This window comes from Acinetobacter sp. 802_lipA (genome assembly GCF_058242885.1).
This window is the reverse complement of sequence record NZ_JBZAYP010000001.1, coordinates 788,492-813,510: the sequence shown is the minus strand read 5'-3', so window position 1 is coordinate 813,510 and position 25,019 is coordinate 788,492. Positions and strand designations below refer to the sequence as shown.

Annotated in this window: 24 protein-coding genes and 2 pseudogenes; 17 read left to right on the top strand and 9 right to left on the bottom strand. The window is 40.7% G+C overall.

What is annotated here, in order from left to right; translation table 11 throughout:
* Nucleotides 1-21: 21 nt before the first annotated feature.
* The gene (gatC, locus tag AC4CU3_RS04055; protein ID WP_004694671.1) at nucleotides 22-336 is read right to left on the bottom strand and encodes an Asp-tRNA(Asn)/Glu-tRNA(Gln) amidotransferase subunit GatC; all 315 of its coding nucleotides are present in this window, start codon (nucleotides 334-336) and stop codon (nucleotides 22-24) included.
* Between the two features lie 133 nt (nucleotides 337-469).
* Here gatC and AC4CU3_RS04050 point away from each other — a divergent pair, with 133 nt between their 5' ends.
* The 6 genes from AC4CU3_RS04050 (at nucleotide 470) to AC4CU3_RS04025 (ending at nucleotide 5,219) form a co-directional block, all read left to right on the top strand.
* A complete protein-coding gene (locus tag AC4CU3_RS04050; protein ID WP_004694670.1) occupies nucleotides 470-1,516 on the top strand; it encodes a rod shape-determining protein in 1,047 nt (348 codons plus the stop codon).
* 15 nt (nucleotides 1,517-1,531) lie between these two features.
* Entirely contained in the window at nucleotides 1,532-2,389 is an 858-nt protein-coding gene (mreC, locus tag AC4CU3_RS04045) for a rod shape-determining protein MreC (RefSeq protein ID WP_004694667.1), read from the top strand.
* Nucleotides 2,376-2,867, top strand: a complete 492-nt coding sequence (gene mreD, locus AC4CU3_RS04040; RefSeq protein ID WP_058869091.1) for a rod shape-determining protein MreD — start codon at nucleotides 2,376-2,378, stop codon at nucleotides 2,865-2,867. Before mreC ends, mreD begins: the two co-directional genes overlap by 14 nt.
* Nucleotides 2,855-3,421 (top strand): Maf family nucleotide pyrophosphatase, encoded by a 567-nt coding sequence (locus AC4CU3_RS04035; RefSeq protein WP_279044120.1) that lies wholly within the window; start codon nucleotides 2,855-2,857, stop codon nucleotides 3,419-3,421. The genes mreD and AC4CU3_RS04035 overlap by 13 nt, the downstream gene beginning before the upstream one ends.
* Before the next feature lie 38 nt (nucleotides 3,422-3,459).
* On the top strand, nucleotides 3,460-4,914 hold the full coding sequence (gene rng / locus AC4CU3_RS04030) for a ribonuclease G (protein ID WP_004981336.1): 1,455 nt from the start codon (nucleotides 3,460-3,462) through the stop codon (nucleotides 4,912-4,914).
* Nucleotides 4,915-5,045: 131 nt separating this feature from the next.
* Nucleotides 5,046-5,219: a PA1571 family protein gene (locus AC4CU3_RS04025; protein ID WP_171503345.1), complete on the top strand. Its 174-nt coding sequence runs from the start codon at nucleotides 5,046-5,048 to the stop codon at nucleotides 5,217-5,219.
* Between the two features lie 63 nt (nucleotides 5,220-5,282).
* Here the strand turns inward: AC4CU3_RS04025 and AC4CU3_RS04020 are convergent, their stop codons facing one another.
* Nucleotides 5,283-6,662, bottom strand: coding sequence for a WS/DGAT/MGAT family O-acyltransferase (locus AC4CU3_RS04020; protein ID WP_279044123.1), 1,380 nt, complete (start codon nucleotides 6,660-6,662; stop codon nucleotides 5,283-5,285).
* A gap of 160 nt (nucleotides 6,663-6,822) precedes the next feature.
* Nucleotides 6,823-7,557 (bottom strand): phosphoadenylyl-sulfate reductase, encoded by a 735-nt coding sequence (locus tag AC4CU3_RS04015; protein ID WP_279044124.1) that lies wholly within the window; start codon nucleotides 7,555-7,557, stop codon nucleotides 6,823-6,825.
* Between the two features lie 202 nt (nucleotides 7,558-7,759).
* On the opposite strand from AC4CU3_RS04015, the gene thrH reads away from it, so the two are divergent.
* Nucleotides 7,760-8,377: a bifunctional phosphoserine phosphatase/homoserine phosphotransferase ThrH gene (thrH, locus tag AC4CU3_RS04010; protein ID WP_279044125.1), complete on the top strand. Its 618-nt coding sequence runs from the start codon at nucleotides 7,760-7,762 to the stop codon at nucleotides 8,375-8,377.
* Nucleotides 8,378-8,457: 80 nt separating this feature from the next.
* Here the strand turns inward: thrH and AC4CU3_RS04005 are convergent, their stop codons facing one another.
* Both AC4CU3_RS04005 and AC4CU3_RS04000 read right to left on the bottom strand, forming a co-directional pair.
* Complete coding sequence (locus tag AC4CU3_RS04005) at nucleotides 8,458-9,615, bottom strand: OmpP1/FadL family transporter (RefSeq protein ID WP_029574964.1); 1,158 nt, start codon at nucleotides 9,613-9,615, stop codon at nucleotides 8,458-8,460.
* Between the two features lie 329 nt (nucleotides 9,616-9,944).
* Nucleotides 9,945-11,189 carry an OmpP1/FadL family transporter gene (locus AC4CU3_RS04000; RefSeq protein ID WP_010326172.1) on the bottom strand — a complete coding sequence of 415 codons (1,245 nt, stop codon included), beginning with the start codon at nucleotides 11,187-11,189 and terminating at the stop codon, nucleotides 9,945-9,947.
* A 753-nt stretch (nucleotides 11,190-11,942) separates the two neighbouring features.
* On the opposite strand from AC4CU3_RS04000, the pseudogene AC4CU3_RS03995 reads away from it, so the two are divergent.
* Nucleotides 11,943-12,059, top strand: a pseudogene (locus tag AC4CU3_RS03995) (IS5/IS1182 family transposase); the annotation flags it as partial.
* 30 nt (nucleotides 12,060-12,089) lie between these two features.
* On the opposite strand, the gene AC4CU3_RS03990 reads toward AC4CU3_RS03995, so the two are convergent.
* The gene (locus tag AC4CU3_RS03990; RefSeq protein WP_005399986.1) at nucleotides 12,090-13,109 is read right to left on the bottom strand and encodes an AraC family transcriptional regulator; all 1,020 of its coding nucleotides are present in this window, start codon (nucleotides 13,107-13,109) and stop codon (nucleotides 12,090-12,092) included.
* Nucleotides 13,110-13,262: 153 nt separating this feature from the next.
* On the opposite strand from AC4CU3_RS03990, the gene AC4CU3_RS03985 reads away from it, so the two are divergent.
* From AC4CU3_RS03985 to AC4CU3_RS03945, 9 genes and pseudogenes are all read left to right on the top strand, one after another.
* Nucleotides 13,263-14,708 (top strand): coniferyl aldehyde dehydrogenase, encoded by a 1,446-nt coding sequence (locus tag AC4CU3_RS03985; RefSeq protein WP_490737986.1) that lies wholly within the window; start codon nucleotides 13,263-13,265, stop codon nucleotides 14,706-14,708.
* A 50-nt stretch (nucleotides 14,709-14,758) separates the two neighbouring features.
* On the top strand, nucleotides 14,759-16,477 hold the full coding sequence (locus AC4CU3_RS03980; RefSeq protein WP_125269084.1) for a GMC oxidoreductase: 1,719 nt from the start codon (nucleotides 14,759-14,761) through the stop codon (nucleotides 16,475-16,477).
* 350 nt (nucleotides 16,478-16,827) lie between these two features.
* Nucleotides 16,828-17,593 (top strand): annotated as a pseudogene (locus AC4CU3_RS03975) (IS5-like element ISAba31 family transposase).
* A 223-nt stretch (nucleotides 17,594-17,816) separates the two neighbouring features.
* Nucleotides 17,817-18,251 (top strand): arsenate reductase (glutaredoxin), encoded by a 435-nt coding sequence (gene arsC, locus AC4CU3_RS03970; protein ID WP_262458753.1) that lies wholly within the window; start codon nucleotides 17,817-17,819, stop codon nucleotides 18,249-18,251.
* Between the two features lie 57 nt (nucleotides 18,252-18,308).
* Nucleotides 18,309-18,629: a metalloregulator ArsR/SmtB family transcription factor gene (locus AC4CU3_RS03965; protein WP_004981310.1), complete on the top strand. Its 321-nt coding sequence runs from the start codon at nucleotides 18,309-18,311 to the stop codon at nucleotides 18,627-18,629.
* Nucleotides 18,630-18,635: 6 nt separating this feature from the next.
* Nucleotides 18,636-19,109, top strand: coding sequence for an arsenate reductase ArsC (locus AC4CU3_RS03960; RefSeq protein ID WP_279044754.1), 474 nt, complete (start codon nucleotides 18,636-18,638; stop codon nucleotides 19,107-19,109).
* A 7-nt stretch (nucleotides 19,110-19,116) separates the two neighbouring features.
* Nucleotides 19,117-20,160, top strand: a complete 1,044-nt coding sequence (gene arsB / locus AC4CU3_RS03955; protein WP_279044756.1) for an ACR3 family arsenite efflux transporter — start codon at nucleotides 19,117-19,119, stop codon at nucleotides 20,158-20,160.
* Between the two features lie 5 nt (nucleotides 20,161-20,165).
* On the top strand, nucleotides 20,166-20,870 hold the full coding sequence (gene arsH, locus AC4CU3_RS03950; RefSeq protein WP_242760159.1) for an arsenical resistance protein ArsH: 705 nt from the start codon (nucleotides 20,166-20,168) through the stop codon (nucleotides 20,868-20,870).
* 154 nt (nucleotides 20,871-21,024) lie between these two features.
* On the top strand, nucleotides 21,025-22,089 hold the full coding sequence (locus tag AC4CU3_RS03945; protein ID WP_126035681.1) for an ArsO family NAD(P)H-dependent flavin-containing monooxygenase: 1,065 nt from the start codon (nucleotides 21,025-21,027) through the stop codon (nucleotides 22,087-22,089).
* A 274-nt stretch (nucleotides 22,090-22,363) separates the two neighbouring features.
* On the opposite strand, the gene AC4CU3_RS03940 is transcribed toward AC4CU3_RS03945, so the two are convergent.
* Genes AC4CU3_RS03940 through fahA form a run of 3 tightly spaced genes read right to left on the bottom strand, consistent with a single transcriptional unit; the run spans nucleotide 22,364 to nucleotide 24,904 of the window.
* Nucleotides 22,364-22,939, bottom strand: coding sequence for a VOC family protein (locus tag AC4CU3_RS03940; protein WP_005005954.1), 576 nt, complete (start codon nucleotides 22,937-22,939; stop codon nucleotides 22,364-22,366).
* Between the two features lie 21 nt (nucleotides 22,940-22,960).
* Nucleotides 22,961-23,599, bottom strand: a complete 639-nt coding sequence (gene maiA, locus AC4CU3_RS03935) for a maleylacetoacetate isomerase (RefSeq protein WP_279044765.1) — start codon at nucleotides 23,597-23,599, stop codon at nucleotides 22,961-22,963.
* A gap of 21 nt (nucleotides 23,600-23,620) precedes the next feature.
* Nucleotides 23,621-24,904, bottom strand: coding sequence for a fumarylacetoacetase (fahA, locus tag AC4CU3_RS03930; RefSeq protein ID WP_279044768.1), 1,284 nt, complete (start codon nucleotides 24,902-24,904; stop codon nucleotides 23,621-23,623).
* Nucleotides 24,905-25,019 lie beyond the last annotated feature (115 nt).

Below are 25,019 nucleotides of genomic sequence, written 5' to 3'. Positions count from 1 at the left end.
AATGGTTTAACTGAATAGAAATTATTCAATCACGCGAGGAACTAGGTACAAACCGTCTTGCACTTGCGGTGCAATGGCTTGATATTCATCACGATGATTGGTTTCTGAAACCACATCTTCACGTAAGGGTTGTGGGTGATCAAATGGGCTTTTAAGCGGCTCAACACCATCGGTGTCGATGCCTTTTAAGGTTTCCATCATGCCTAAAATTTTATTTAGACTTTGAGCATATTCAGCAGATTGCGTATCATCTAGCGACAATCGAGCAAGATTGGCGATTGCTGAAACTGTTTGTGCATTTAAATCTGCAGAATGCTGTGCATCCGATGTAGACATAACATCACCTGAGTCAGTATTAAAAAATTTCAAAATATCGTGCGTTATAATAAGCGATTGACTTGTTCAAATCATCACATTTAGTTAAAGTTGCCACCTTGCGTCCACATAAAGTTTAATCGAGAACGTCTCCGTGATTCTAAAAAGACTAATTGGCTTGTTTTCGCCCGATCTAGCCATTGATTTAGGTACAGCAAATACACTTATTTATGCACCAGGACGAGGCATTATATTAAATGAACCGACAGTTGTGGCAATTCGTCACAGTGGTTCACAAAAAATCGTTGCCGCGGTAGGTCTTGATGCAAAGCAAATGCTGGGCCGTACACCTGCAAATATCTCTGCCATTCGTCCAATGAAGGATGGTGTGATTGCCGATTTTGAAGTGACCGAAACCATGCTGAACCAATTTATTGGTAAAGTACATGAAAAACGTCTGTTCCCACCAGCACCTCGTGTTGTGGTGTGTGTGCCTTGCAAATCAACTTTGGTTGAACGTCGTGCTATTCGTGAAGCTGTATTTAATGCAGGCGCGCGTGATGTTCGTTTGATTGAAGAACCAATGGCTGCTGCAATTGGTGCGGGTATGCCAGTTGAACAAGCATGCGGTTCAATGGTGGTCGATGTTGGTGGTGGTACAACTGAAATTGCGATTATTTCACTGCAAGGTTGTGTCTATGCTGACTCACTACGTATTGGTGGTGATGTATTTGATGAACAAATTATTAACTACGTACGTAAAGCACATGGTTGCGTGATTGGTGAAACCACCGCTGAAATTATCAAGAAAGAAGTGGGTATGGCTTTACCAGAAGCCGATGCCAAAGCACTTGAAATTGAAGTTCGCGGCCGTAACCTTGCTGAAGGTGTGCCACGTGCGATCACTGTGACTTCGGACGAAATTACGCAAGCGATTTCTGATCCATTACAAAGTATTGTTTCAGCTGTGAAATCTGCACTTGAGCAAACGCCTCCTGAGCTGTCTTCAGACATCGCTGAGCGCGGTATAGTGTTGACAGGTGGTGGTGCATTACTGCGTAACCTCGATAAACTTCTTGCACAAGAAACAGGCTTACCTGTGGTGGTTGCAGAAGATCCTCTAACGTGCGTCACTCGTGGTGGTGGTAAAGTTTTAGAATTCTTCGATAATCCAAATCACGACATGTTATTTGTAGGCTAATAAAGGAATCGGCGGGTGCAAACAAATCTGTTTTCCAGACAACCGCCATCTTTTCGCTCATTTATCATTGCAGTGATCACATGTTTGGTCGTGCTGTTTTTTAACTGGCGCATGCCACATGTGATTCAACCTGCAAGAGATGTCTTGTACGCCGCTTATAATCCAATTTATGCCGTAGCAAGTTATCCCGTGTTATCGCGAGAGTGGCTGAATCAACAAACCAAGTCTGAAGCTCAATTGCGCCGTGAAAATACCGCGATGCAAGCCGAGTTATTGCAGGCGCAGGTGCGTTTACAAAAATTATCTGAATTATCTGCGGAAAATACGCGTTTACGCGGTCTGTTAGATACCCCGTTGATCATTGATGGTCGTATGGAAATTGCAGAAGTCATTGGGACAGATGCCGATCCATTGCGCCATATTATTGTGGTAAACCGTGGTGCCAACAGTCAGTTAAAAGTCGGGCAAACCGTGCTCGATGACAAAGGTATTATGGGACAGATTATTAATGTCTATCCGCATAGTAGTCGCGTCATGTTGCTTTCAGATAAAGAACATTCTCTTTCGGTTCGCTTAGAGCGATCTGGAATGCGTGCCATTGTTTCAGGGACTGGAGATTTGGGGCATTTGAAAATGGAATACGTGCCGACCAGTGCCGAAATCAAAGTGGGTGAAAAAGTGTATAGCTCTGGTTTAGGTGAGCATTTTCCAGCAGGTTATCTGGTGGGCACCATTTCAAAAATCAGTCGTCATAATTCAGGTGAGTTTGCTCAAATTGATGTTGTTCCTGCTGCACAGTTAGCGGGTGGGCATCATGTCGTTGTGTTATTTTCCGATTCTTTAGCGATGGAGCAACCGCATGCCGATCGCTAAACTTCGTGCTGCCAAACAGCGTGACCCGTTATTTCCGATCATTTTTTCGGTGATCATTGCTTCAGTGTTAATGGTTTATCCTTTGTCTTATGCGCTCTCTGGCTGGCGTCCATTGTTTATGATGATGGTGATGCTGTTTTGGGTGCTGTGCCAGCCGACATGGAGCGGGATTTGGTTTGCCTTTGCAGTTGGGATTTTCACCGATTTACTACTTGATGCACCTTTGGGTTTAAATGCGCTTAGTTTTGTTCTGATTACTTTTGTGTCCCGTTTTTTAACGCGTGAACGTCGGATTATGACCTTTGCCAATATTTGGGTCATCACCACCTTGGCTGTGGTCGCGCATTTGTTTATTACCTGGATCGCACAAATTATGATTGGGGCACAGTTTTCCCTTGCACGTCATTGGCAACCGCTGTTGAGTAGTGTGCTTACTTTCCCCATTGTCTACTTCATCTTGAAGAAATGGCGCGTTTAATTTTAGCGTCCAGTTCGCCCCGTCGCCGCGAGCTGCTTGAACAGCTCGGTCTAGTCTTTGATATCTATAGTCCAGATATTGATGAATCTGTACAAGCAGGCGAGTCGGTAGCCGATTATGTAGAGCGACTGGCATGTGCCAAAGCTGAGGCAGTACAGCTTCAATATCCTGATGCAATTGTGATTGCTGCCGATACTAGTTTAGGGGTCGATCAAGAGATATTAGGCAAACCAGAATCTAAGCAGCATGCATTTGAAATGTGGGAAAAAATTTCTGGGCGTAAGCATGATGTATATACTGCAGTTTGTGTCCGTACAAATACGCAAATTTCAAGTATAGTAGTTCGTACTGAAGTCGAATTTCAGCATTTAAGCCTGAATGATATGGAAGCATATTGGGCTACATCTGAACCTCTTGGCAAGGCGGGAGCCTATGCCATACAAGGCATTGCAGCACGTTATATTCCACGTATAGAGGGAAGCTATAGCAATGTCGTGGGGCTACCGTTGCATGAAACGGTACAGTTATTACAGGCAGTTAAGGCACTAAATTAACTGTCTCAAAAGATTTTTTATAATGTTTTGAGTTTGTTATGTCTGACGAGTTATTAATTAACGTCACGCCTATGGAATGTCGCGTCGCGTTAATTGAAAACGGCACGGTCAATGAATTATTTATTGAGCGTACGGTGAAACGTGGTTTAGTGGGCAATATTTATAAAGGTAAAGTGGTGCGTGTTCTTCCGGGAATGCAGGCTGCTTTTGTCGATATTGGACTGTCACGAACTGCTTTTTTACATATTAATGATATGGTTTGGTCACGTAATCAACCCACACCCAATGTTTTTGAGCTCTTACAGCCGGGACAAATTCTTACCGTTCAAGTCATGAAAGATATGCTGGGAACCAAAGGGGCTCGGCTTTCAACCGACCTTTCCATTCCTTCGCGCTATTTAGTGATGATGCCTTATGGCAATCATACGGGTGTGTCTCAACGTATTGAGTCTGAAGCTGAGCGTGATCGTTTACGTTCGATGATTGAGCGTATTCAAGCGGAACATAAACTTCCGGGTTCAGTGATTGTTCGTACAGCTGCTGATGGGATTGCGGAAGCTGCTATTGCACAAGATATGGCTTATTTGGCAAAACTTTGGGAATTTATTCAGCGCAAGCAAATCAGTATTGCGGTGCCATCGTTAATTTTTGAAGAACTGCCGTTACCCCAACGCATTATTCGCGATCTTGCGAGTGAAAAGACCGCTAAAATTTCAGTCGACTCGCGTGAAATACATGGCAAGCTCCAAGAGTTTGTAGAAGAATTTGTCCCGAATATCAAAGAACGTCTCATTCACTATCCGGGTGAGCGCCCAATTTTTGACTTGTATAATGTCGAAGAAGACATTCAAAGAGCACTGCAGACGCGTGTTGCGTTGAAGTCTGGTGGTTATTTGATGATTGACCAGACTGAAGCTATGACCACCATTGATGTCAATACAGGATCATATGTGGGTGGCCGCTCTTTAGAAGACACTGTGTTTAAAACCAATATGGAAGCGACACAGGTCATTGCACGTCAGCTGAGACTACGCAATTTAGGCGGTATTATTATTATCGACTTTATTGACATGCAAGAGCAGGAGCATCGAACTGAGGTCATGACTCAGTTTGAACGGATGCTTGAGCAAGACCATGCAAAAACCAAAATTACACAGGTTTCTGAGTTAGGTTTAGTCGAAATGACACGTAAACGTACGCGTGAATCATTAGAGCACTTATTATGTGAATCTTGCCCGACCTGTCAGGGACGGGGTTATGTGAAAACAGCTGAGTCTGTATGTTACGAAATCTTTCGAGAAATCATGAGATATACACGTGCGTATCAATCTCAGACTGGCTTTACTGTCGTTGCGCATCCATCAGTGATTGACCGCTTGTTAACCGCAGAAGCGCCAGCAGTCGCGGATTTAGAGCATTTCATTGGTCGGGTGATTAAATTTCAGGTGGAAAATTTATATACGCAAGAGCAATACGATATCATTCTGAGCTGAAATTGTAACAATATATGGTTAAATAGTTGTTACAACTGAAATTTTACTTTCGATCTTAGATTTTTAATACTAGAAACACGGAAATAGCCAAAGCTTATTCTCCCAAATAGGTTTAGCAAATGAGGTGTGATATGGGTGTTAGAGAAGCAATTATTCAACCTGGTTTGAAACATTTATTAGATACGAAAGTAACGCATAATGCGTATATTGTGGATGATCAGGGTAAAGAAGTACAAATTACAACTGCCATGATTCGTAGTGCGTGTCATCAATTATTAAAACAATGTCGTAGCATTAAAAACTAAGGGGCTTATCGAAGCCCCTTAGTTTTATTAATTATTCTTGTATTTCTGATTCGTTTTGCGGCATCAACTGACCGCTTGCAACTTTGGGCCTTCGACCCCCACAATCGCTTCAAAGCGTTGAATCTCTTCCTCTAAGTGTGTGAGTAGATTCTGCATCTTCGGCAGTGCATTTCGACAAGCTGTCAAACCAACTTCAAGTTTATCTAAATAACTGGTCATGGTGATGTTGAGTGCCTGACCATCCAAAATGATGGAGGCAGGGTATAGTGCATCGAGTCGTGCCCCATTCCAATACAACGGTTCACGTGGGCCAGGGACATTTGAAATCACCAGATTAAACGCTTGGCGCTTAGGCATTAAGCCTGAGGCAATGTTGAGTCCTGCCGCACTATAAACAAACGCACTATAGTTTAGAATTTGGTTTGAGTTCATGCGTTTGAACTTTTCTTTGGCATTTTGCACACTGCGACGAACAATTGCGAGGCGCTCTAGTGGATCTTCTTTATGCGTGCCTAAATTTGCCAAAATCATGGTGATACGATTCGACATAGACGAATCATCATCGCGAACAGAGGCAGGTACCATGGCAATTAAAGGCTTTTTAGGAAGTGCATCTTGGGACAATAAATATTCACGCAAGGCACCTGAACAAATCGCCAGTACGATGTCATTAATCGTGACATCCAAACTTTTAGAAATATGACGTAAACGGTCAAACTCAAAAGACTGTGCTGCAAAACGGCGGGAGGAGCTAACCCGCTGGTTAAGAATAGAGCTGGGTGCTTGGAAGCTTGAAACATAATCTGGATTACGTCCCATATCTTTCATGACGGTTTGTGACAACTCATACATGACACGTGGTGTTGACTCAAGCTGGCCCATTACGCCATTCATTATTTTCTTAAAGCGACTAACATTCGGTTCTTTTAAACGCTTCGCACGAGGGCCTTCAACACACCATGGTGGCACAATACTCTTTGCGTTTGGATCTTGTGATAATGATTTTTCCACCAAACGCATACCCGCGATACCATCCACCATCGCATGGTGAATTTTGAAGTACATCGCAAAACGATTCCCTTCAATCCCTTCAATAATATGACACGTCCATAACGGTTTAGCGCGGTCAATTAAACTACTGTGTTCTTGTGAAATGTAGGTGAGTAGTTCAAGAATACGCCCTGGTTGTGGGAGTGCGATATGACGAAAATGGTGATCAAGATCAAACTCTTCATCCTCATCCCAAAACAAACCATTGAGTTTGTTGTTAAATGGAGGAATAGGAATAGATTTGGAGTTACGAATATCTGCAACTAAATTTTGAATGAAGCTAGCAGGTGCATTTTCAGGGATTTGGAATAAGAATAATCCACCCACATGCATGGGTTGTTGGCGTTTTTCAAGCGATAAAAAAATAAAGTCAATCGGATGTAATGGACGCATAGTCTGGATTGCCTCACTGCAATATCTGACCGCTCCTATATGAGCAATCTTGTTAGAATTATAGAACTAAACCTAGTATATCGACTTTTTTTAACAATGGGAGCGCTTTGTGTGTATCCATTGGTTGCGAAAAACCACTGCTTTGCAGTGGTTTTAGTCTTTACTTTTTTAAATTACCTGCATGCAGGCCACATTCTTTATGTGTCGCTTCCTCCCACCACCAACGTCCTTCACGTTCATGTTGGTTTGGTAACACTGGACGCGTACATGGTTCACAGCCGATAGAGATAAAACCGCGCTCATGCAATGGATTATAAGGTACCTCCATCATGCGGATGTAACTCCAAATGTCGGCACTTGACCAGTTGGCAAGAGGATTGTATTTAATCAATTGTTTGCCTTCGCCTGAAAAGCCTGCATCTGCTTGAATAACTGGAATCTCAGTTCGTGTGCCTGGGCTTTGGTCTTTACGTTGACCCGTAATCCAACCATCTAAAGTCGCTAATTTTTTACGTAAAGGCTGAACTTTACGGATACCACAACACTCTTTATGATCATCTTGATAAAAGCTGAATAAACCTTTTTCATTGATCAGTTGTTGAACGGCATCTGCTTCTGGGAAGCAAATTTCGATATTAATGTTGTAGTGTTTACGCACAGTTTCGATAAATTGATAGGTTTCTGCATGTAAACGTCCTGTGTCTAAGCTAAAGACACGAAAAGGTTTACCTAAGTTAGCAGCCATATCAATAAGTACGACATCTTCTGCACCTGAAAACGAGATGGCAATTTCACCCGTTTGATTCAGTGCAAGTGCTAAAATTTCACTTGGTGATTTGTCTGCATATTCAGCTGCGAGAGCATCAACAAGATCAATAGTTGGAATGGTTGTCATGAGTATCCTGGCAATAGGCTTGGAATCTAACAAGACCTATATTACGTTATTTGCTGTGCATTTTAATAGAGTTGAAATAAACCACTTATCACTAAAAAATAAATGCTTATGAAAAAAATAGATTTAAAAAACAGCAATGCATTAGACAAATATTAAGCTATGATAGTTCAAAATTTTTCCACGTAAATAAAAGGGAGTATTCATGGAAGTTGTTTGCCTTGATCTAGAAGGGGTGTTAGTTCCAGAGATTTGGATTAACTTTGCTAAAAAAACAGGCATTAAAGCGCTTGAAGCAACCACACGTGATATTCCTGATTATGATGTGCTCATGACGCAGCGTTTGAATATATTAAAAGAACATGGTTTAGGCTTAAATGATATTCAAGAAGTCATTGCTGAGATGGGCCCATTTCCAGGCGCAAAAGAATTTGTTGAATGGTTACGTACACATTTTCAGCTGATTATTTTGTCAGACACTTTCTATGAGTTTGCGCACCCATTAATGAAACAGCTGGGCTGGCCAACGATTTTTTGTCATAAGTTAGAGACTGATGAAAAGGGTATGATTACAACCTATAAGCTGCGCCAACCTGACCAAAAACGTGAAGCAGTTAAAGGATTGCATGGACTAAATTACCGTGTGATTGCCGCAGGTGATTCTTATAATGACACCACTATGCTGGGTGAAGCGGATAAAGGTTTTTTGTTTGATGCACCAGAAAACGTGATTAAAGAGTTCCCACAATTCCCTGCAATTCATGGTTATGCAGCTTTAAAAGAGGCAATTCGTAATGCTTCAGTTCGTGATATTCCTGCTTAATATATTGATTTTAAAATAATAAAAAATGGCGCAATTAGCGCCATTTTTCATTGAATTCAATGTTAGTTAACATAGATTAATTAAAAGCGATAGCCAATTTTCATACCATATGCAAGGGCGCTGTTATCTTCAAAGCTACCAACAACATTCCCACCTGTTTGTGCATCTGCATCACCTAACCATAGGTAACGTACGCCAGCAGCAATGAAATAGCTTTGTGCAGGGCTATATTGAGCGCCTAATCCAATACTCCAGTTTCCTTCTACAGGGCCAAGTGTCGTAACAGGGTTACCTGCTCCAGAGTCATAACCAACAGAAGCTGAACCAGCCCATTTATCATTAAACTTATGAGAAAGACCTGTTGTAATAGACCACTGATCATCTGAATAGTCGATTAGATTTTGTGCTTTACCTCTTGCAGCTTGTGTTGCAGCAGCTAAATATGTTGGCTTAACTGCAAATTGATCCCAATGTACCCAGCGAATATTTGCAAAAGCTAAGGTATCTTTAGCGACACCTGATTGCAAATCAATGTTTACAGACTGAGGTGTAACAACTTCTGTGTTTGAGTTGGGACGAACAACAGCACCTAGGGCAAATGTTTCTGAAGTATCAAGTTCATGTTTAATTTCAGAGCGATAAGTGATAGCAGCTCTAAGTGCAATTTCAGGAATAGAGTATGCGGCACCTGCAATCCAACCGAAAGCATCATCTTCTTTGAGATCTATGTCGTAGCCACCTAATAGACGAGTACCACCGTATGCGGCGCCACGTAATGAAACTTTTCCTTCAACTGTTTGATATACGGGGCCTGCATAAAAATTCCAGTTTTGGTTGGGTTGGTAACCAATCAGCGCAGTTAGATTATGAGTATCAACTTCAACAGAAGTTCCTTCCGTACCATTACCAAATGTACCTGCTGTTGATGAGTAGGTTGCATCAGCACCGAAAGGCTGATCATATAATAATCCTAGTGAAATATTATCGGTTGGCTGTATTTTAATCGCTGCAGAAGGGAAGTAGTAATCACCTCCCATATCACTGATTTTTTCATCTTTAACAACTGTAGAGGTACCTTCTACAGTTGGATCAATTACTGTAAAACCAGCTTCAGCATAGTTGCCCGATTGAAAAAAAGCAGACATTGATTGCCCAGATCGATCTAGACCGCCAGCTATGACAGAAGTTGTTGGGATTAAGCTGAGCAAAATAGCCGAGCGAAGAGCTGTAAGCTTCATAGGGAACATTCCTTGTTGTAGCTTTATGTAAGTGATTGGCACGAAAAGTAACATAAATACAAAAAGAGTAAATGCTCAACTACGGTTGTAAAATGAACTGAAAAGTTAAAAAATATACTTGTGTAGAGTAAAAACACTAAAAAAAAATATTAATTTTATGATTTATATGGATTTATTTTTAAATGCTGAGTGGCTGATTGAATATTATGCAAAATGTTTAAGTGTTTATTTGTTGCTCAAATGAATCACAAGTGTATAAAAAAGAGCGTAGGTGTCATTGTTGAAAATGAAAAAACCATCTTTGCAGATGGTTTTTTCAGTATTAGTAATTAGAACTTGTAACCGATTTTTAAGCCATAAGCTAAAGCATCATTGTCATTAAATTCTGCAACATAAGTATCTGATCCAAAGTTAGATGCGACTTGCGCTTTTGCATCGCCTAACCAGAAGTATTTAACACCACCAGCGATAAAGGTTGCAGGTGTTGGACTATATTGAAGTCCTAAGCCAACATTCCAGTAACCTTCAGTTGGGCCAAGAGTTGATATAGGATTACCTGCACCAGAATCCCAACCTACTGAGACATTACCTGCCCATAGATCATTAAATTTACGGCCTACACCTACGTTTGCTGACCATTGGTCATCAGTATAACCAACAATATCAAAGCCATTTGGGTTGTCTGGAGTCTGGCCTAGCGCACCTAGAGTATCTGCAACAGTTCCGAATTGTTTTAGGTCAATAGAAAAGTCTTTCCAATTCACCCAACGTACATTTGCAAAGGCAACTGTATTTGCCATGATCCCTGTTTGGAAATCAAGGTTAACAGATTGGGGAGTTGTAATATTTGCATCTGTTGCTACATCGTAAACAGGGCTACTGCCAACAAATGCTAATACGTTACTTTGACCATATTCGCGAGCAGATGCTTTGTGGTCAATTTCAGAGCGATAAGTGATAGATGTTTTTAAAGCAATTTCAGGAATTTGATAAGCAAAGCCAGCTAACCAGCCAACTGCACCATCTTCATCTAAATCAGCATTATATAAGCCAAGGCCGTTAGCTGAACCATATGCCGCACCACGTAATTGAACATTACCTTTAATTGTTTGATAAACAGGACCAGCATAAATGTTGAAATTTTCATTTGGCTGGAAACCAAAAATCATAGACAAACTTTGAGTGTCAACTTCTACTTCAGTTGCTTCACCGTTTAAGTGTAACAAACCTGTATTGAGACCAACAAGTGGGTCACTTGTTGAGTATGCAGCATCAGCACCAAATGGTTGGTCATAGATCAAACCAAATGAGAAGTGGTCTGTTACTTGTAATTTAAGAGCAGCTGAGGGGAAGTAGTAATCATCTCCCATGTCAGAAAGATTGCCGCCACCAGCAGTTGAAATAGCCTTCCCAGATACATCTGGATCTAATACAGAAATACCTGCTTCAAAGTAATTACCAGGTTGCAAGAATGCAGAGATTGACTGACCTGAACGATCTAGAGCAGCGGCAAATGCCCCCGTCATTGGTACAGTTGCTAAAATCATTGCTGTCGTTAATGTCTTTAATTTCATTCTACGTCTTTCCTTGAGGTGCAAATGCAAATGTTTGTTGCTCATTTTGTGTTTATGTTTTTTGGCTTTTGGAGAAGTCGGTTAACCGAAATCATTTGTTACTCCGTGTCACAAAAATAGCACAATTAAAATAAGAGTAAATGCTCTAGACATAACTAATCAGTTCAAAAAGTGATCGCAATAGAGTTTTTACACTAAAAAAACACTTTTTTTCAACTTAAGTTAATGAAAAATATAAATATATAATTTGAAATATAAAATTTATTTTTTGGTTAAAATTTACTCAATTAAGCGTAAAAATAAATCCTTTTTGTGATTCGTATCACTTTTTTCTTTACTGTATTTATAATACAAAATTATATTTCGTAGATCATTTATCGATTATTTTTATTTAGAAGATCAAGTTATTGTTTTTTACATGATTAATATTGTCTACAGCGACAATGATAATTGTTGCGGTTATATTGCGTTGTGTTATAAAAAATATATAAAAGCTGAAACAAATGTTAAGAACAAAAATCTTTAGTTTTAAATATAGATGAATGAATACAGGTGGTTATTAAGCGGTGTAATCAGCACTCAATCTTGACTTAAATTAAGCTGTAGTTTTGTTATACCGTTAAAAGCATAATTTATTAAAAAATTTAGAGTTTTAGTTCGCTATCGCTCTACTGTGAACCATAAATGATTAGAAGGATGGGCTTTGTTGTACAAACCTATTCTTAAAGCCATCTTTAGCAATATAATTTCCGAATGAAGAAGCCAGCACCTAAAATTGACCGTACAAGCAATTGCTCCTCATATAACCGAGTTCTCATTAATCGTGGAAATATTGCCATTTGGTTTGATCTTGAAACTCAGAGGTATGCTCATTATTGAACAAAGTAGCAAAACCAGAAGTCATACAATATGGCTTCGACTTTTGTCTCTTAACTCGGTTGGAGGAACGCCAAACCAACTTTTAAAGTTGCGACTAAAAATAGATAACTCTGCATAGCCCAACTGTAGAGCAATATCCGTCAAATTCACATTGCCTGCATCAAGCATACGCAGTGCTTCTTTTTTTCGGACATTTTCGAGTATATCTCGATAGCTTGTTCCTTGCATTTTTAAAGCGCGCTGAAGCTTTTTCGGATGCATGCCCATACAGAGTGCGATATTTTCAATGCTGCAGTCTCCTGTCGCCATCAGCATGCGGACTGAACTCTCTATCAGTGCGGTATTGTCTTCAGTTTTGGTGCTGCTTTGTGTTTCAAGCTGCTGTACGATCAGCTGATTGATGGCATCTTCATTAAAATTATAGGGTTTATAGCTTAAAAAGCTTGCAGGAAAATAAAGTGCATCTTCATCGGTTTCAAACTCTACCTGACATGAAAAATGTGCTTGGAAAGTTTGAGCACCTTTTTGTGGTGCTTTTTGCTTGAAGCAAATTTTTTCTGCATGCCACTGCGGGCCAATCAAATCTTTTAAAATATTCGCGACAAGGCAAATGGCCAGTTGTGATTTTTGTGGTACATCGGTGTTGTATTCACTTAAACGCACAAAGTTCAGCTTACAGAGCAGAGCATTATGTTGCGAGACGTGGAAGACAATGCCTTCAGCATGTAAATAGACATATTTTTGCGCCACGCTTAAGGCTTCAAGTATGGTCATTTGTCGGGACATATAGACGCCAATCAAACCGATTGTGCTAATATTTTGGAGTGCACCGAGTTTTAAACCGAAGCAATCATCCTGACAAGCTAAGGCCGCTTTTTCCAATAAATTTAAATAATGATCATAATGAATAAATGAATCTGGATCACGGAGTAAAGCAGGTAAAATCCCGATCTCTTTCAAGATTTCTATAGGGTTTACGCCATAACTACGGACTAAGTCTTCAAAACCGCCGAGGCTGGCTGCACGAATATAACTTCCCATTACAACATTCCGTGTTGTCCTAAAAGATCAATTTAGTGTCCTAAAAAGTCAAGCATAATTCAAGTCATTTGTTAAAGTAGGATAAGAGATTGTCTCAATCAACATAGAAAAGAAGTATTGAATCACCATTTTTAGCCGTGAAAGGAAAAGCATATGCAACTTACGGTTCAGCCTCATATCGAGCAAACAGTGATAGAACAGACATTACACGATTGTTTTCAATTGCAGCGCAAAAGCTTTCATCAACAAGGCATTGAAACGATTGCGCAACGTAAGCAACATTTACTGAATTTAAAAGCACTGATTAACGATCACCGTGAAGCAATTATTGAAGCCCTGAATCGAGATTATGGCAATCGTTCACGTCATGAAACCTTACTGGCAGAAATTATTACGGTCACAGATGATATTAACGGCAGCATCAAACACTTGAAACAGTGGACTAAAGTACAAAAAAGACATGTCGATCATAGCTTGTATTTTGGTGCGAAGAACCGCGTAATTCCTCAGCCACTGGGGGTGATTGGAATTATTGTGCCGTGGAATTTTCCCATCAATTTGATGTTTTCACAGTTGTCGGCCGTGTTTGCTGCGGGAAATACGGCTATGGTTAAAATGTCTGAAAATTCAAGACATTTGGCTGAATTGCTGATTGAGTTAAGCCCCAAATATTTTAAAGCGGAAAAATTACAGATTTTCGATGAGACTGGTGAAGTGGGTATCGCATTTTCAAAATTGCCGTTTGACCACCTGATGTTTACTGGTTCTGGTGCGACAGGGCGTAAAGTCATGGCTGCTGCAGCACAAAACTTAACCCCTGTGACTCTGGAACTGGGTGGTAAATCTCCTGCGGTGATTGACCCTAAATACCCTATTGAGAAAGCTGTAGAACGCATTATGTTTGTGAAACAGTTTAATGCGGGACAAATTTGTACCAATGTCGATTATTTATTTGTACATGAGTCGAGGTTACAAGCGTTTATTCAAGCGGCATCAGTTTGGGTGCAGGAACATGTGCCTGATATTCATAGCAAAGATTATACTTCTGTGATTGATGAGCGTGCATTTCAGCGCTTAGTACATAGCTTGGCAGATGCTGAAGCCAAAGGGGCTAGTTTAATTAATTTAAATCAGCAAGAGCCTGATGCTGCGACACGAAAATTTCCACTGACTTTGGTGTTGAACAGTAATGATGAGATGGAAATTGATACGCGTGAAACCTTTGGCCCGATCTTGATGGTCAAAACCTACCAAAAGCCTGAAGATGTTGTTGACTATATTGTTCAGCGTGATCGTCCATTGGCCTTTTATCCATTTAGCAATAACAAAAGCTTAGTCGAATTTTATATCAGCAGAGTTATGTCGGGCGGGGTTTCGGTCAATGATGCCTTATTTCATGTCGGGCAGCATGACTTACCATTTGGTGGAGTCGGTGCCAGCGGGATGGGGCACTATCATGGCTATGAAGGCTTTTTGACTTTTTCCAAAATGCGTCCTGTGTTTTATCAGGCGGGTTTTTCAAGCTTGAAGTTTCTCGCGCCGCCTTACGGAAAATTTGCCAATTGGCTGTTGAATTTATTGATTCGGATGAAGTCATAAGCGCTTAAATTTAAAAACAGAAAAATAAAACTATTAAAGGAGTTAATAGGATGAATAAAATAGATTTTGATTATGATCAAATTGTGATTGGCTCAGGCTTTGGTGGATCGGTCAGTGCTTTACGCCTTAGTGAAAAAGGCTATAAAGTCCTGATTTTGGAGAAAGGCTTACGCCGTGAAGATAAGGATTTTCCAACCACCAATTTAGACACCAAAAACTATTTGTGGCGTCCTGAACTGGGATTCAGAGGTACGATGCAATTTACTTTCACCAGTAAAACCACCATTTTGCACGGGGTAGGCGTTGGTGGGGGCTCACAAATTTATGCCAATGTACATTTAATTCCACCTGATGCTGTTTTTGAGTCCGAGGCGTGGACCAAGATTCGTAAAGACTGGAAAGAAACCTTAAAGCCGTTTTATGGTCTCGCTCAACGTATGTTGGGTACAGCGAATAATACTTATACCAATATTGCAGATGACACGTTAAAAGAAGTTGCGAGTGAAATTGGATATGCAGACTCTTTTAAAACGGTCAACACAGGGGTATTCTTTTCGCAAGCAGCTGGTCAGGAAGGTCAATTAGCGAAAGACCCGTATTTTAATGGAGATGGGCCAGATCGTAACTCCTGTATTTATTGTGGTGCTTGTATGTTGGGGTGTCGCAACAATGCAAAAAATACCCTCATGAAAAATTACCTGTATTTTGCTGAGCGTAATGGCGTTGAAATTCGTCCAAGTTCAGAAGTGGTGAAAATTAAACCACTGAATGAAGATGGTAGCGCAGGTTACGAAGTAATAGTCAAAGAAACCCTTGGGAAACAAGTTCGTCAGTATAGTTTGCGCAGTCATGGGGTGGTGTTATCTGCGGGTGTAATGGGCACTGTACCGATGTTGTTAAAAATGCGTGATCAGCATAAAACTTTACCCAATATTTCTTCATTGCTGGGACAGGAAGTTCGGACGAACTCGGAAACCCTGACCACAGTGAACAATACTGGTAAAAAACTGGATGATGGTGTGGCAATCAGCTCCTTTATTTCAGTCGATGCAGATACCAATATCGAGGTCACACGTTTCCCTGAAGGTGCGGATGCTTCATGGATTTATATTCCATACGTGCCGATGGTGACCGGTCAGGGCTTTATGCGCTTTATGAAGTTTGTGTTCAACACTTTAATACATCCCTTAAAAACCTTTAAAGTACTGCGTTATAAGGGTAAAGCCAAAGACTCTATTATTTTATTGGTAATGCAAAAGTCTGAAGCGTTTATTCATTTTGAATGGCGTAGAAAGTGGTATCGACTGTTCAAAAATAGTATCACTGCCGTGCAAAAAGAAGGGGACACGCCACTCACCGTTTCATTCCCAGCGGCTGAAGAAGCCACTAAAATGATTGCACAAAAGTTGGGTGGAGAGCCAGGTTCTGCACTTACTGAAATTCTACTGGGAACGCCAACGACAGCACATATTATGAGTGGTGTCGCGATGGGCAATGACAAGTCGAATGGTGTTGTGGACTTCACTGGTCAAGTCTTTGGTTATCAAAATTTACGCGTATTAGATGGTTCGATTGTACCTGGAAATTTAGGTGTGAATCCCTCACTGACCATTACCGCACTGTCTGAATTTGCGATGAGTCAAATCCCAGTGTTCTCCGCAGAGCGGGCAGCAAAGATTCAGCGTATTGAATTTAGTCAGCCTTTGGAGGGACAGGTGTCTGACTTGAAGGGTACTGGTGATTTAGCCAGTGCATTAAGCAATGCTTAAAAAAAGTGGATATGGTTTGGGCTGGTGATGGTGCCTAATACGGCAAATTAGACAGCCCAAGCAATACAATCTTGAGATCATTATCCCTCTAACGCTTTATGACAGCGTTAGAGGGCGTTGCTGATTTTATGGGCTATAATTCAGAAATTCCTAAGCTAAGAAGAGAGCGAAAAGCTGTCTTACTTTTTTACCGATTAATTGGGGGGCATTACTGAGTCTATTCATAGACCCAAAAGCCATAGTTTATTTTTACTTGTTATAAAATATGACTAGGGTGTGTTGACACTTTTAGCTTAAAAAAATAGCGAAGTAGTAAAATCAAATCGCCGAACCCAATTTTACTATTCGCTATGCCTCGTACCATGCTGACAGATCAACACTGGCAAAAGTTGAAAGTTATTCTGCGTAATTTATCCATTCACCACAACTCAAATTTACGCAATTTTATTGAAGCTATTCTCTATAGAATTAGAACAGGCTGTCCGTGGCGAGATATTCCTTCTTGTTTTGGTCATTCCAACTCTATTTTCAAACGTTTTAATCGTTGGTCAAGCAGCGGTAAGTTACTTAGATTATTCAAATTACTAGCCTCATGCCCCGATATGGAGTGGATTTTTATTGATGGCTCTCATGTACGTGCTCATCAACATTCTGCCGGCATAGCGAATCAATCTATTTCTAAAAGTGTAGGAGGAAACTCCTCAAAAATACATTTGATTGTTGATGCACATGGCAATCCTATTGATTTCATGATTACCGATGGAACCACACATGATGTTAAAGTTGCACCTGATTTAATATCAACATTAGATTTAAAAGAGACAAAAGTGGTATGTGCAGATAAAGGCTATGATTCAGAACCACTGCGTGAACAGATCAGGAAAACAGGGACTAAAGCGAATATACCAAAGAAAACAAATAGCCAATCGAACAATGACCATATGGACTGGTATTTATATAAAATCAGGCATTTAGTTGAAAATATGTTTTGTAGATTAAAGCAATTTAGAGGAATAGCTACTCGATATGACAAGCTCAAAAGAAATTATCAAAGTTCTGTTGCTTTAGCCTGTATATTTTTATGGCTACCTTTATAGGGTTAATTATGAACAGTAAATGTCAACAGACCCTAGTAAAATCAAAATAATAACTAAGATCAAAGTAATCATGACTGTTTCCATAGTTTGACCTCTAAATCTTATATTTTATCTAATTTTAACATGCTCATTCGATCACTATATATTCAATATAGATCATTTTTCATTCTTTAAATATGGAGTTGCATATATATGATTATTCATATATAAATATATGTAAAGATTCCATTGAGTTTGAGTAAATGACTGCTACTCCAAAAGTGAAGATCTATCACAATCCTGAATGTGGTACATCACGTAATACATTGGCGTTAATCCGTAATGCCAATATTGAACCTGAAGTGATTGAGTACCTTGTAACACCTCCATCTAAAAATGAACTGATTCAAATGATCGCGGATGCAGGTTTAACGGTGAGAGAAGCGATTCGTAAGAATGTTGATGCTTATCATGATCTAGAGCTAGAACGTGATGATTGGATGGATGAACAGCTTTTAGATTTTATGCTTCAGCATCCAATTTTGATTAACCGTCCATTCGTGGTGACTGAATTAGGAACTCGTTTAAGTCGTCCGTCAGAACTAGTTTTAGAAATTTTACCACTCCCACAAAAGGGTGCTTTCACTAAAGAAGACGGTGAACAAGTACTTGATGCAAATGGGCAGCGATTGAAATAAAAATTTCATGGATATATGTGAATATTGATATATCCATATGTCAGAGTGAGTGAAAGTATGGATCAAATCAATTTCTTTAAATGTTTGGCTGATGAAACGCGATTCAACATCGTCATGTTGGTTCTTGGAAATAATGAACAGTGTGTTTGTGATTTGACTGAAAAACTACAACTCAGCCAACCCAAGATTTCACGGCATTTAGCCTTATTACGCTCTTCTGGTCTTTTACAAGATCGACGTCAAGGACAATGGGTCTATTACAGTCTCAATCCCAATTTACCTACTTGGTGTATAGACGTACTTAATACCCTTAAAAATGCTGATTTACAGCCAAAAGTTGCTCCATCATTTCAACAAATCAATAGTTATTGCGAGTAGAACAATATGAAATTCCTTTTTTTGTGTACTGGAAATAGTTGCCGTAGCATCCTGTCAGAAGTGCTGTTTAATAGTCGTGCCCCAGAGGGTTGGAAAGCATACAGTGCGGGTAGTCAGCCATCAGGGCAAGTACATCCACTGACCATAGAAACTTTAGAAAATCTAGGTCTTTCAACAGATGGTTTGTGGAGTAAAACCATTGATGACTGTGAACAATATCAACCTGACGTAGTGATTACGGTTTGTGATTCAGCAGCGCAAGAAGCGTGTCCGCTTTATTTGGGTGGAGCGATCAAGGCACATTGGGGTTTAGCTGATCCTTCGCATTTAGACTTGCCGAAAGAAGAGAAGCTCAAAGCTTTCCAAGTGACTGTAGACCATATTAATCGTCGTTTAGATGCATTGTTGGCACTCGATACAGCGCACATGTCTCGTCCTGAATTGATTGCTGCAATCAATCACATCTCAGATATTGAATGAGAACATCATGGCTCAACAAAGACTGTCATTTTTAGATCGTAACCTCACGCTATGGATTTTCATTGCGATGGGGTTGGGAATTGCGATCGGTGTGTTCTTTCCACAAGCCTCAGTGGCATTGGATAAAATGAGTGTGGATTCCGTCAATATTCCAATTGCGATAGGTTTGATTTTGATGATGTATCCACCTTTGGCAAAAGTGGATTATGCCGCGCTACCACAAGTGTTTAAAGACAAAAAAACCTTAACTTTGTCTTTGGTACAGAACTGGGTGATAGCACCAGTACTAATGTTTACATTAGCCATTATTTTTCTACATAGCTATCCAGAGTATATGACAGGCTTAATCCTGATAGGACTGGCTCGTTGTATTGCGATGGTCTTGGTGTGGAACGGTTTGGCCTGTGGGGATAACCAATATGTTGCTGCATTGGTGGCCTTTAACAGTATCTTCCAAATTTTATTTTTCAGTACCTATGCTTGGTTGTTCTTGACCTTCTTACCACCTTATTTTGGTGTTGCAGGGCAAGTGATCAATGTCGATTTCTGGACGATTACCCATGCGGTACTGGTGTATTTGGGAATTCCATTTTTCCTTGGCTTTATGACGCGATTCACTCTAGTGAAAGCTAAAGGTTTGGATTGGTATCAACATGTCTTTTTACCGAAGATCGGTCCGCTGAGTCTGTTGGCTTTATTATTCACGATTGTGGCGATGTTTAGCCTGAAAGGAAACGATGTGGTGAGCTTGCCACTCGATGTCTTGCGTATTGCCATTCCATTGACCATTTACTTTATCGTGATGTTCTTCATCAGCTTCTTCATGAGCAAATGGATGGGGAACGATTATCCTAAAACCACAGCCATTTCTTTTACTGCTGCGGGAAATAATTTTGAATTGGCGCTGGCTGTAGCCATTGCAACTTTTGGTTTAGCTTCACCTGTGGCGTTTACTACTGTAATTGGTCCACTGGTTGAAGTACCAGTGTTGATTGCTTTAGTCAGTGTGTCTTTGTGGCTTAGAAAAAAGTTTTTTAAAGCAGAGGTGTAATTTCTATGACTCTCCAAAATGTAGATATGAATCTTCTCGATCAGCCGACTTTAGAAAAAGTACAGGCCAAAGCGCTAGATCATCCACCCCGTATTTTGCTGCTGTATGGTTCAAACCGTGAGCGTTCATACAGCCGTTTGGCTGTAATGGAAGCAGGACGTATCTTGGAGCAGTTTGGTGCCGAAGTAAAAATCTTTCATCCTAAAGGGCTGCCTTTACCTGAAGATGCGGACACTGAGCATCCCAAAGTTAAAGAGTTGCATGATCTACTCGCATGGGCAGAAGGGATGGTATGGTGTTCGCCGGAACGTCATGGCTCCATGAGTTCAATTTTTAAATCACAAATTGATTGGATTCCACTGGCAGGTGGTGCGATTCGTGCAACCCAAGGCAAGACTTTGGCGCTCATGCAAGTCAGTGGTGGTTCGCAGTCTTTTAATAGCTTAAACCAGATGCGTATTTTAGGCCGCTGGATGCGCATGATCACCATTCCAAATCAATCGTCTATTCCCAAAGCTTTTTTAGAGTTTGAAGAAGATGGACGAATGAAACCTTCAGCCTTTTATGATCGAATTGTCGATGTTATGGAGGAGCTGTATAAATTCACGCTACTGACGCGTGGGCAAAGTCAGTACCTTACAGACCGCTATTCAGAGCGAAAAGAGTCGGCAGAAGAATTATCTAAGCGTGTCAATCAACGGAGTTTATAAACTCTAGATGATCAAAGATGTTGAAAAGTAGCTTGTGTAATTGAAAAGTCCAATTACAGATTTGATCAGTTTTTAAAAGTCACTTAGTTTGTTGAATAGACTGGGCTTTTTTAATTATGAATATGGCTTCACTATAATCAAGAGGAGAGATGCTTTGGCACAACTACAAGCACAAGTCGATGTGGTTATTATTGGTGGTGGTCAGTCGGCACTTGCTACAGCTTATTTTCTCAAACGTAAAAAAGTTCCATTTGTGATTTTAGATGATCAATCGCAGGCGGGCGGTGCATGGCTGCATGCTTGGCAGTCGCTACATCTTTTTTCACCGCATACATGGAGTTCGTTGTCGGGTTGGATGATGCCAACGACTGAACACACCTACCCAACGCGAAATGAAGTGATCGAGTATTTGTTGGCATACGAGCAACGCTATCAATTTCCGACCATTCGGCCAGTCCATGTCGATCATATTGAACAAAAAGATGACTATTTAGATGTGTATGCTGGCGAACAATATTGGCGAGCTAAAGCGGTGGTCAGTGCTACAGGAACATGGAGTCAACCTTATATTCCACATTATGAAGGACATGAGCGATTTGAAGGGATACAAATACATTCAGCTCATTACGTAAATCCAGAGCCTTTCATCAATAAAAAAGTGATCGTGGTTGGAGGTGGCAACTCTGGTGCACAAATTCTTGCTGAAGTCTCAAAAGTTGCAGATACCACTTGGGTCACAGTAACACCACCTCAATTTTTATCGGATGATGTTGATGGGCGGGTCTTGTTTCTTCGGGCAACGGAGCGTTTAAAAGCCCAACAGGAAGGTAAAGTGATCAATCAGCCTGTTGGTGGTCTGGGTGATATTGTCATGATAGACACTGTCAAAGAGGCCCGTGAACGTGGCGTATTACATAGCCGAGAACCGTTTAATGCATTTGAAGAACATTCAGTTGTTTGGGCGGATGGTACAACACAAGCCGTAGATGCTGTGATTTGGTGTACAGGGTTCAAAGCTTCACTGAATCATTTAAGAAGTCTTGATGTGGTAGAACCTGATCAAACGGTTGCTGTCCATAATGGGCGTTCAATGAAAGTAAATAATTTATGGTTGGTTGGCTATGGTGAGTGGACAGGCATGGCATCGGCGACTTTAATTGGAGTGTCCAGAACAGCAAGAGCTGCGGCTGATGAAATTGCTGCCTACTTGACTAGCTAAAACGTATAAGTTTAAAGGGATGCATAGACAGGTTTCATGCATGAACAATTCGATTTGATTCGATACGGAGGAGGACGGAAATAGAATTCGCCGTGAAGCAAATGGAAAGCAATTATTGATGATTGATAGGAGATTCAAGCTACTCTAAGTAGCTAATTAAAATAAGAAAACCTATCTATTGAAATCAGAAAAGCAGCCGAAGCTGCTTTGTGTTTTTTTATCATCGTTGAACTTGCCTCTAAGGCATTCACCATCAGCACAACTTCCGCCAGACTTAGGCGTCTACTTTGGCGGTACGAGAGTTATGGCTTAATTCATCTGCATGTAGGAAATGCGTATGCTGCGGTGCGCGTTTGGTTTTGCTCCATTCTTCCAGCATGTCATATTTCATTTGTTCAGTAATCATGGCAATTTTTTGTGGTGCTTTTTCATCGTCATAGGCCAGTTCCAAACGATGGCCATTTGGATCAAAGAAATAAATTGAGTGGAAAATACCATGATTGGTAATGCCCAAGACCTCTATGCCATTGGCTTCTAGGTGTTCTTTAGCATCAATCAGTGCCTGACGGTCTTTGACTTTGAGTGCAATGTGCTGCACCCATTTTGGGGTGTTTTCATCACGACCCATTTCAGGCTGGGTTGGTAGTTCAAAGAAAGCCAGCACATTACCGTTTCCTGCGTCTAGGAATAGGTGCATATAGGGATCAAAGGCTTTGGTTGAGGGGACATGGTCTTCAGCAAAGGCGAGAATGAAATCCATATTTAGATTTTTTTTGTACCATTCCACCGTTTCTTTGGCATCTTTACAACGGTAGGCCACATGGTGGATTTTTTCAATTTGAATGGTCATTTTTATATCCTTATAAAAAACTTAAGCAGCTTCAGGCTGCATTTCAGGTGCAGCGTGTTGAAAGGCCTCTAAACTGTTGCAATGGGTATAGATCGAACAAATTTTTGGATAATCGGATAAATCAAGATTAAAACGTAGAGCGTTATAGACTTGTGGAATCAGGCAGCAATCCGCTAGGGTCGGCTGATTGCCAAAACAGAATTTGTCATTTGACTGTTCCAGTTGTGCTTCAAGGGCTTTAAAGCCCGTTAAAATCCAGTGTTTATACCAAGCCTTCTTCTGCTCATCACTTATTTCCAATGTACTCGTCAGGTACTGAAGTACCCGTAGGTTGTTGAGTGGATGGATATCGCAGGCAATACTTAAACTAAATGCACGGATCAAAGCACGCTGCTGCAAGTCTTGAGGGAGCAGGGCTGTGTCTGGGAATTTTTCTTCTAAATATTCAAGAATGCCTAGCGATTGGGTCAAGACAAAATCTTGCTCTGCCCATGTGGGCACCAGCTCACTCGCATTGATCTGACGGTAGCTTTCACTATGTTGTTCACCACCATTATTGACTAAGTGCACAGGGACATGTTCAGCAGTCAGACCTTTTAAATTCAGGCCAATACGAACTCGGTAAGCCGCAGAACTACGAAAATAGGTATACAGTTTCATCGGCAACATCCTAGTCTGCAATTATTGGGTAAAACCAAAATCTACTGCTGGTAGAATTTTGCCGCTGACTTCACCAAAGCCAATACGCAAATCATCTTTTTCGCAATAGCCTTTCATAATGACGGTATCGCCGTCTTGAATGAAGTTACGCTGTTCGCCATTTGATAGCGTTAAAGGTTTGGTGGCATTCCAAGTGATTTCGAGTAATGAACCATAAGAATCTGGGGTTGGTCCTGAAATGGTCCCTGAACCCATCAAATCACCGACCTGTAAGTTACAGCCCGCAATCGTATGATGTGTGAGCTGCTGAGCCATGGACCAGTACATATATTTAAAGTTGGTTGTGCAGATCACATCACTTTTGTCGTCATTCTCAGGCTGAATTTCAACCGACAGATGAATGTCATAGCTGTTGCTGCTGTTGTCTTCACGCAGATAAGCCAAAGGTTTCGGCTCTTGTTCAGGTGAACTGGTTTTAAATGGCTCAAGTGCTTCCAGCGTCACAATCCAAGGTGAAATAGACGACGCAAAAGTTTTGGCATTAAACGGGCCAAGTGGCACATATTCCCATTGTTGCAAGTCACGTGCAGACCAGTCATTAAACAGCACCATACCAAAAATATGATCCCAAGCATTTTCAATTGGAACAGGTTGGCCCAGTTGACTTGACTTGCCTACGATAAAACCAGTTTCCAGTTCAAAGTCGAGTTTACGACAAGCAGAAAATACAGGGCGTTCAGAATCTGGCAGCTTGATTTGTCCTGATGGACGGACAATGTCAGTGCCGCTCACAATAACTGAGCTGGCACGACCGTTATAACCAACAGGGAGTTCTGACCAGTTGGGCAGCAGCGCATTTTTCGGGTCACGGAACATGCAACCGACATTGGTGGCATGTTCTTTAGATGAATAGAAATCGGTATAGCCTGAAATGTGTACAGGCATATGCATTTTGACGTCTGATTGTTTGAAGAAAACTTGATCACGCAGGGCCTGATTGTCACGAAGTTCAGGATTATCTGCGGACAACAAAGCTTGTAATTCTGCGCGGACCTTAGACCAATTGGCTTGACCTGATTCAATAAACATATTCAGTGTCGGTTGATTAAAGACCAGTTTGCCATCTGTTAGTTTGCAATAACCATGCGCTTCCAGTACCGCCAGATCAATCACCCATTCTCCCAGTGCTACGCCAGCACGAGGCAGGAAATTTTGTTTTTCACTAAAAATGCCATAAGGCAGGTTTTCTAGCGGGAAATCTGAATGTGCAGCGATTTCAACAAATGACTTCAAGCGTTTGCTCATGGATATTGATCCTTTCCGTGGAAAATTTAAGTTCTAGATAGAATCATACTTATATTTTAAAATTACGCAATAAATAATTTATTTATGAATAGTGTAAATTGTTGAGCTATACTAC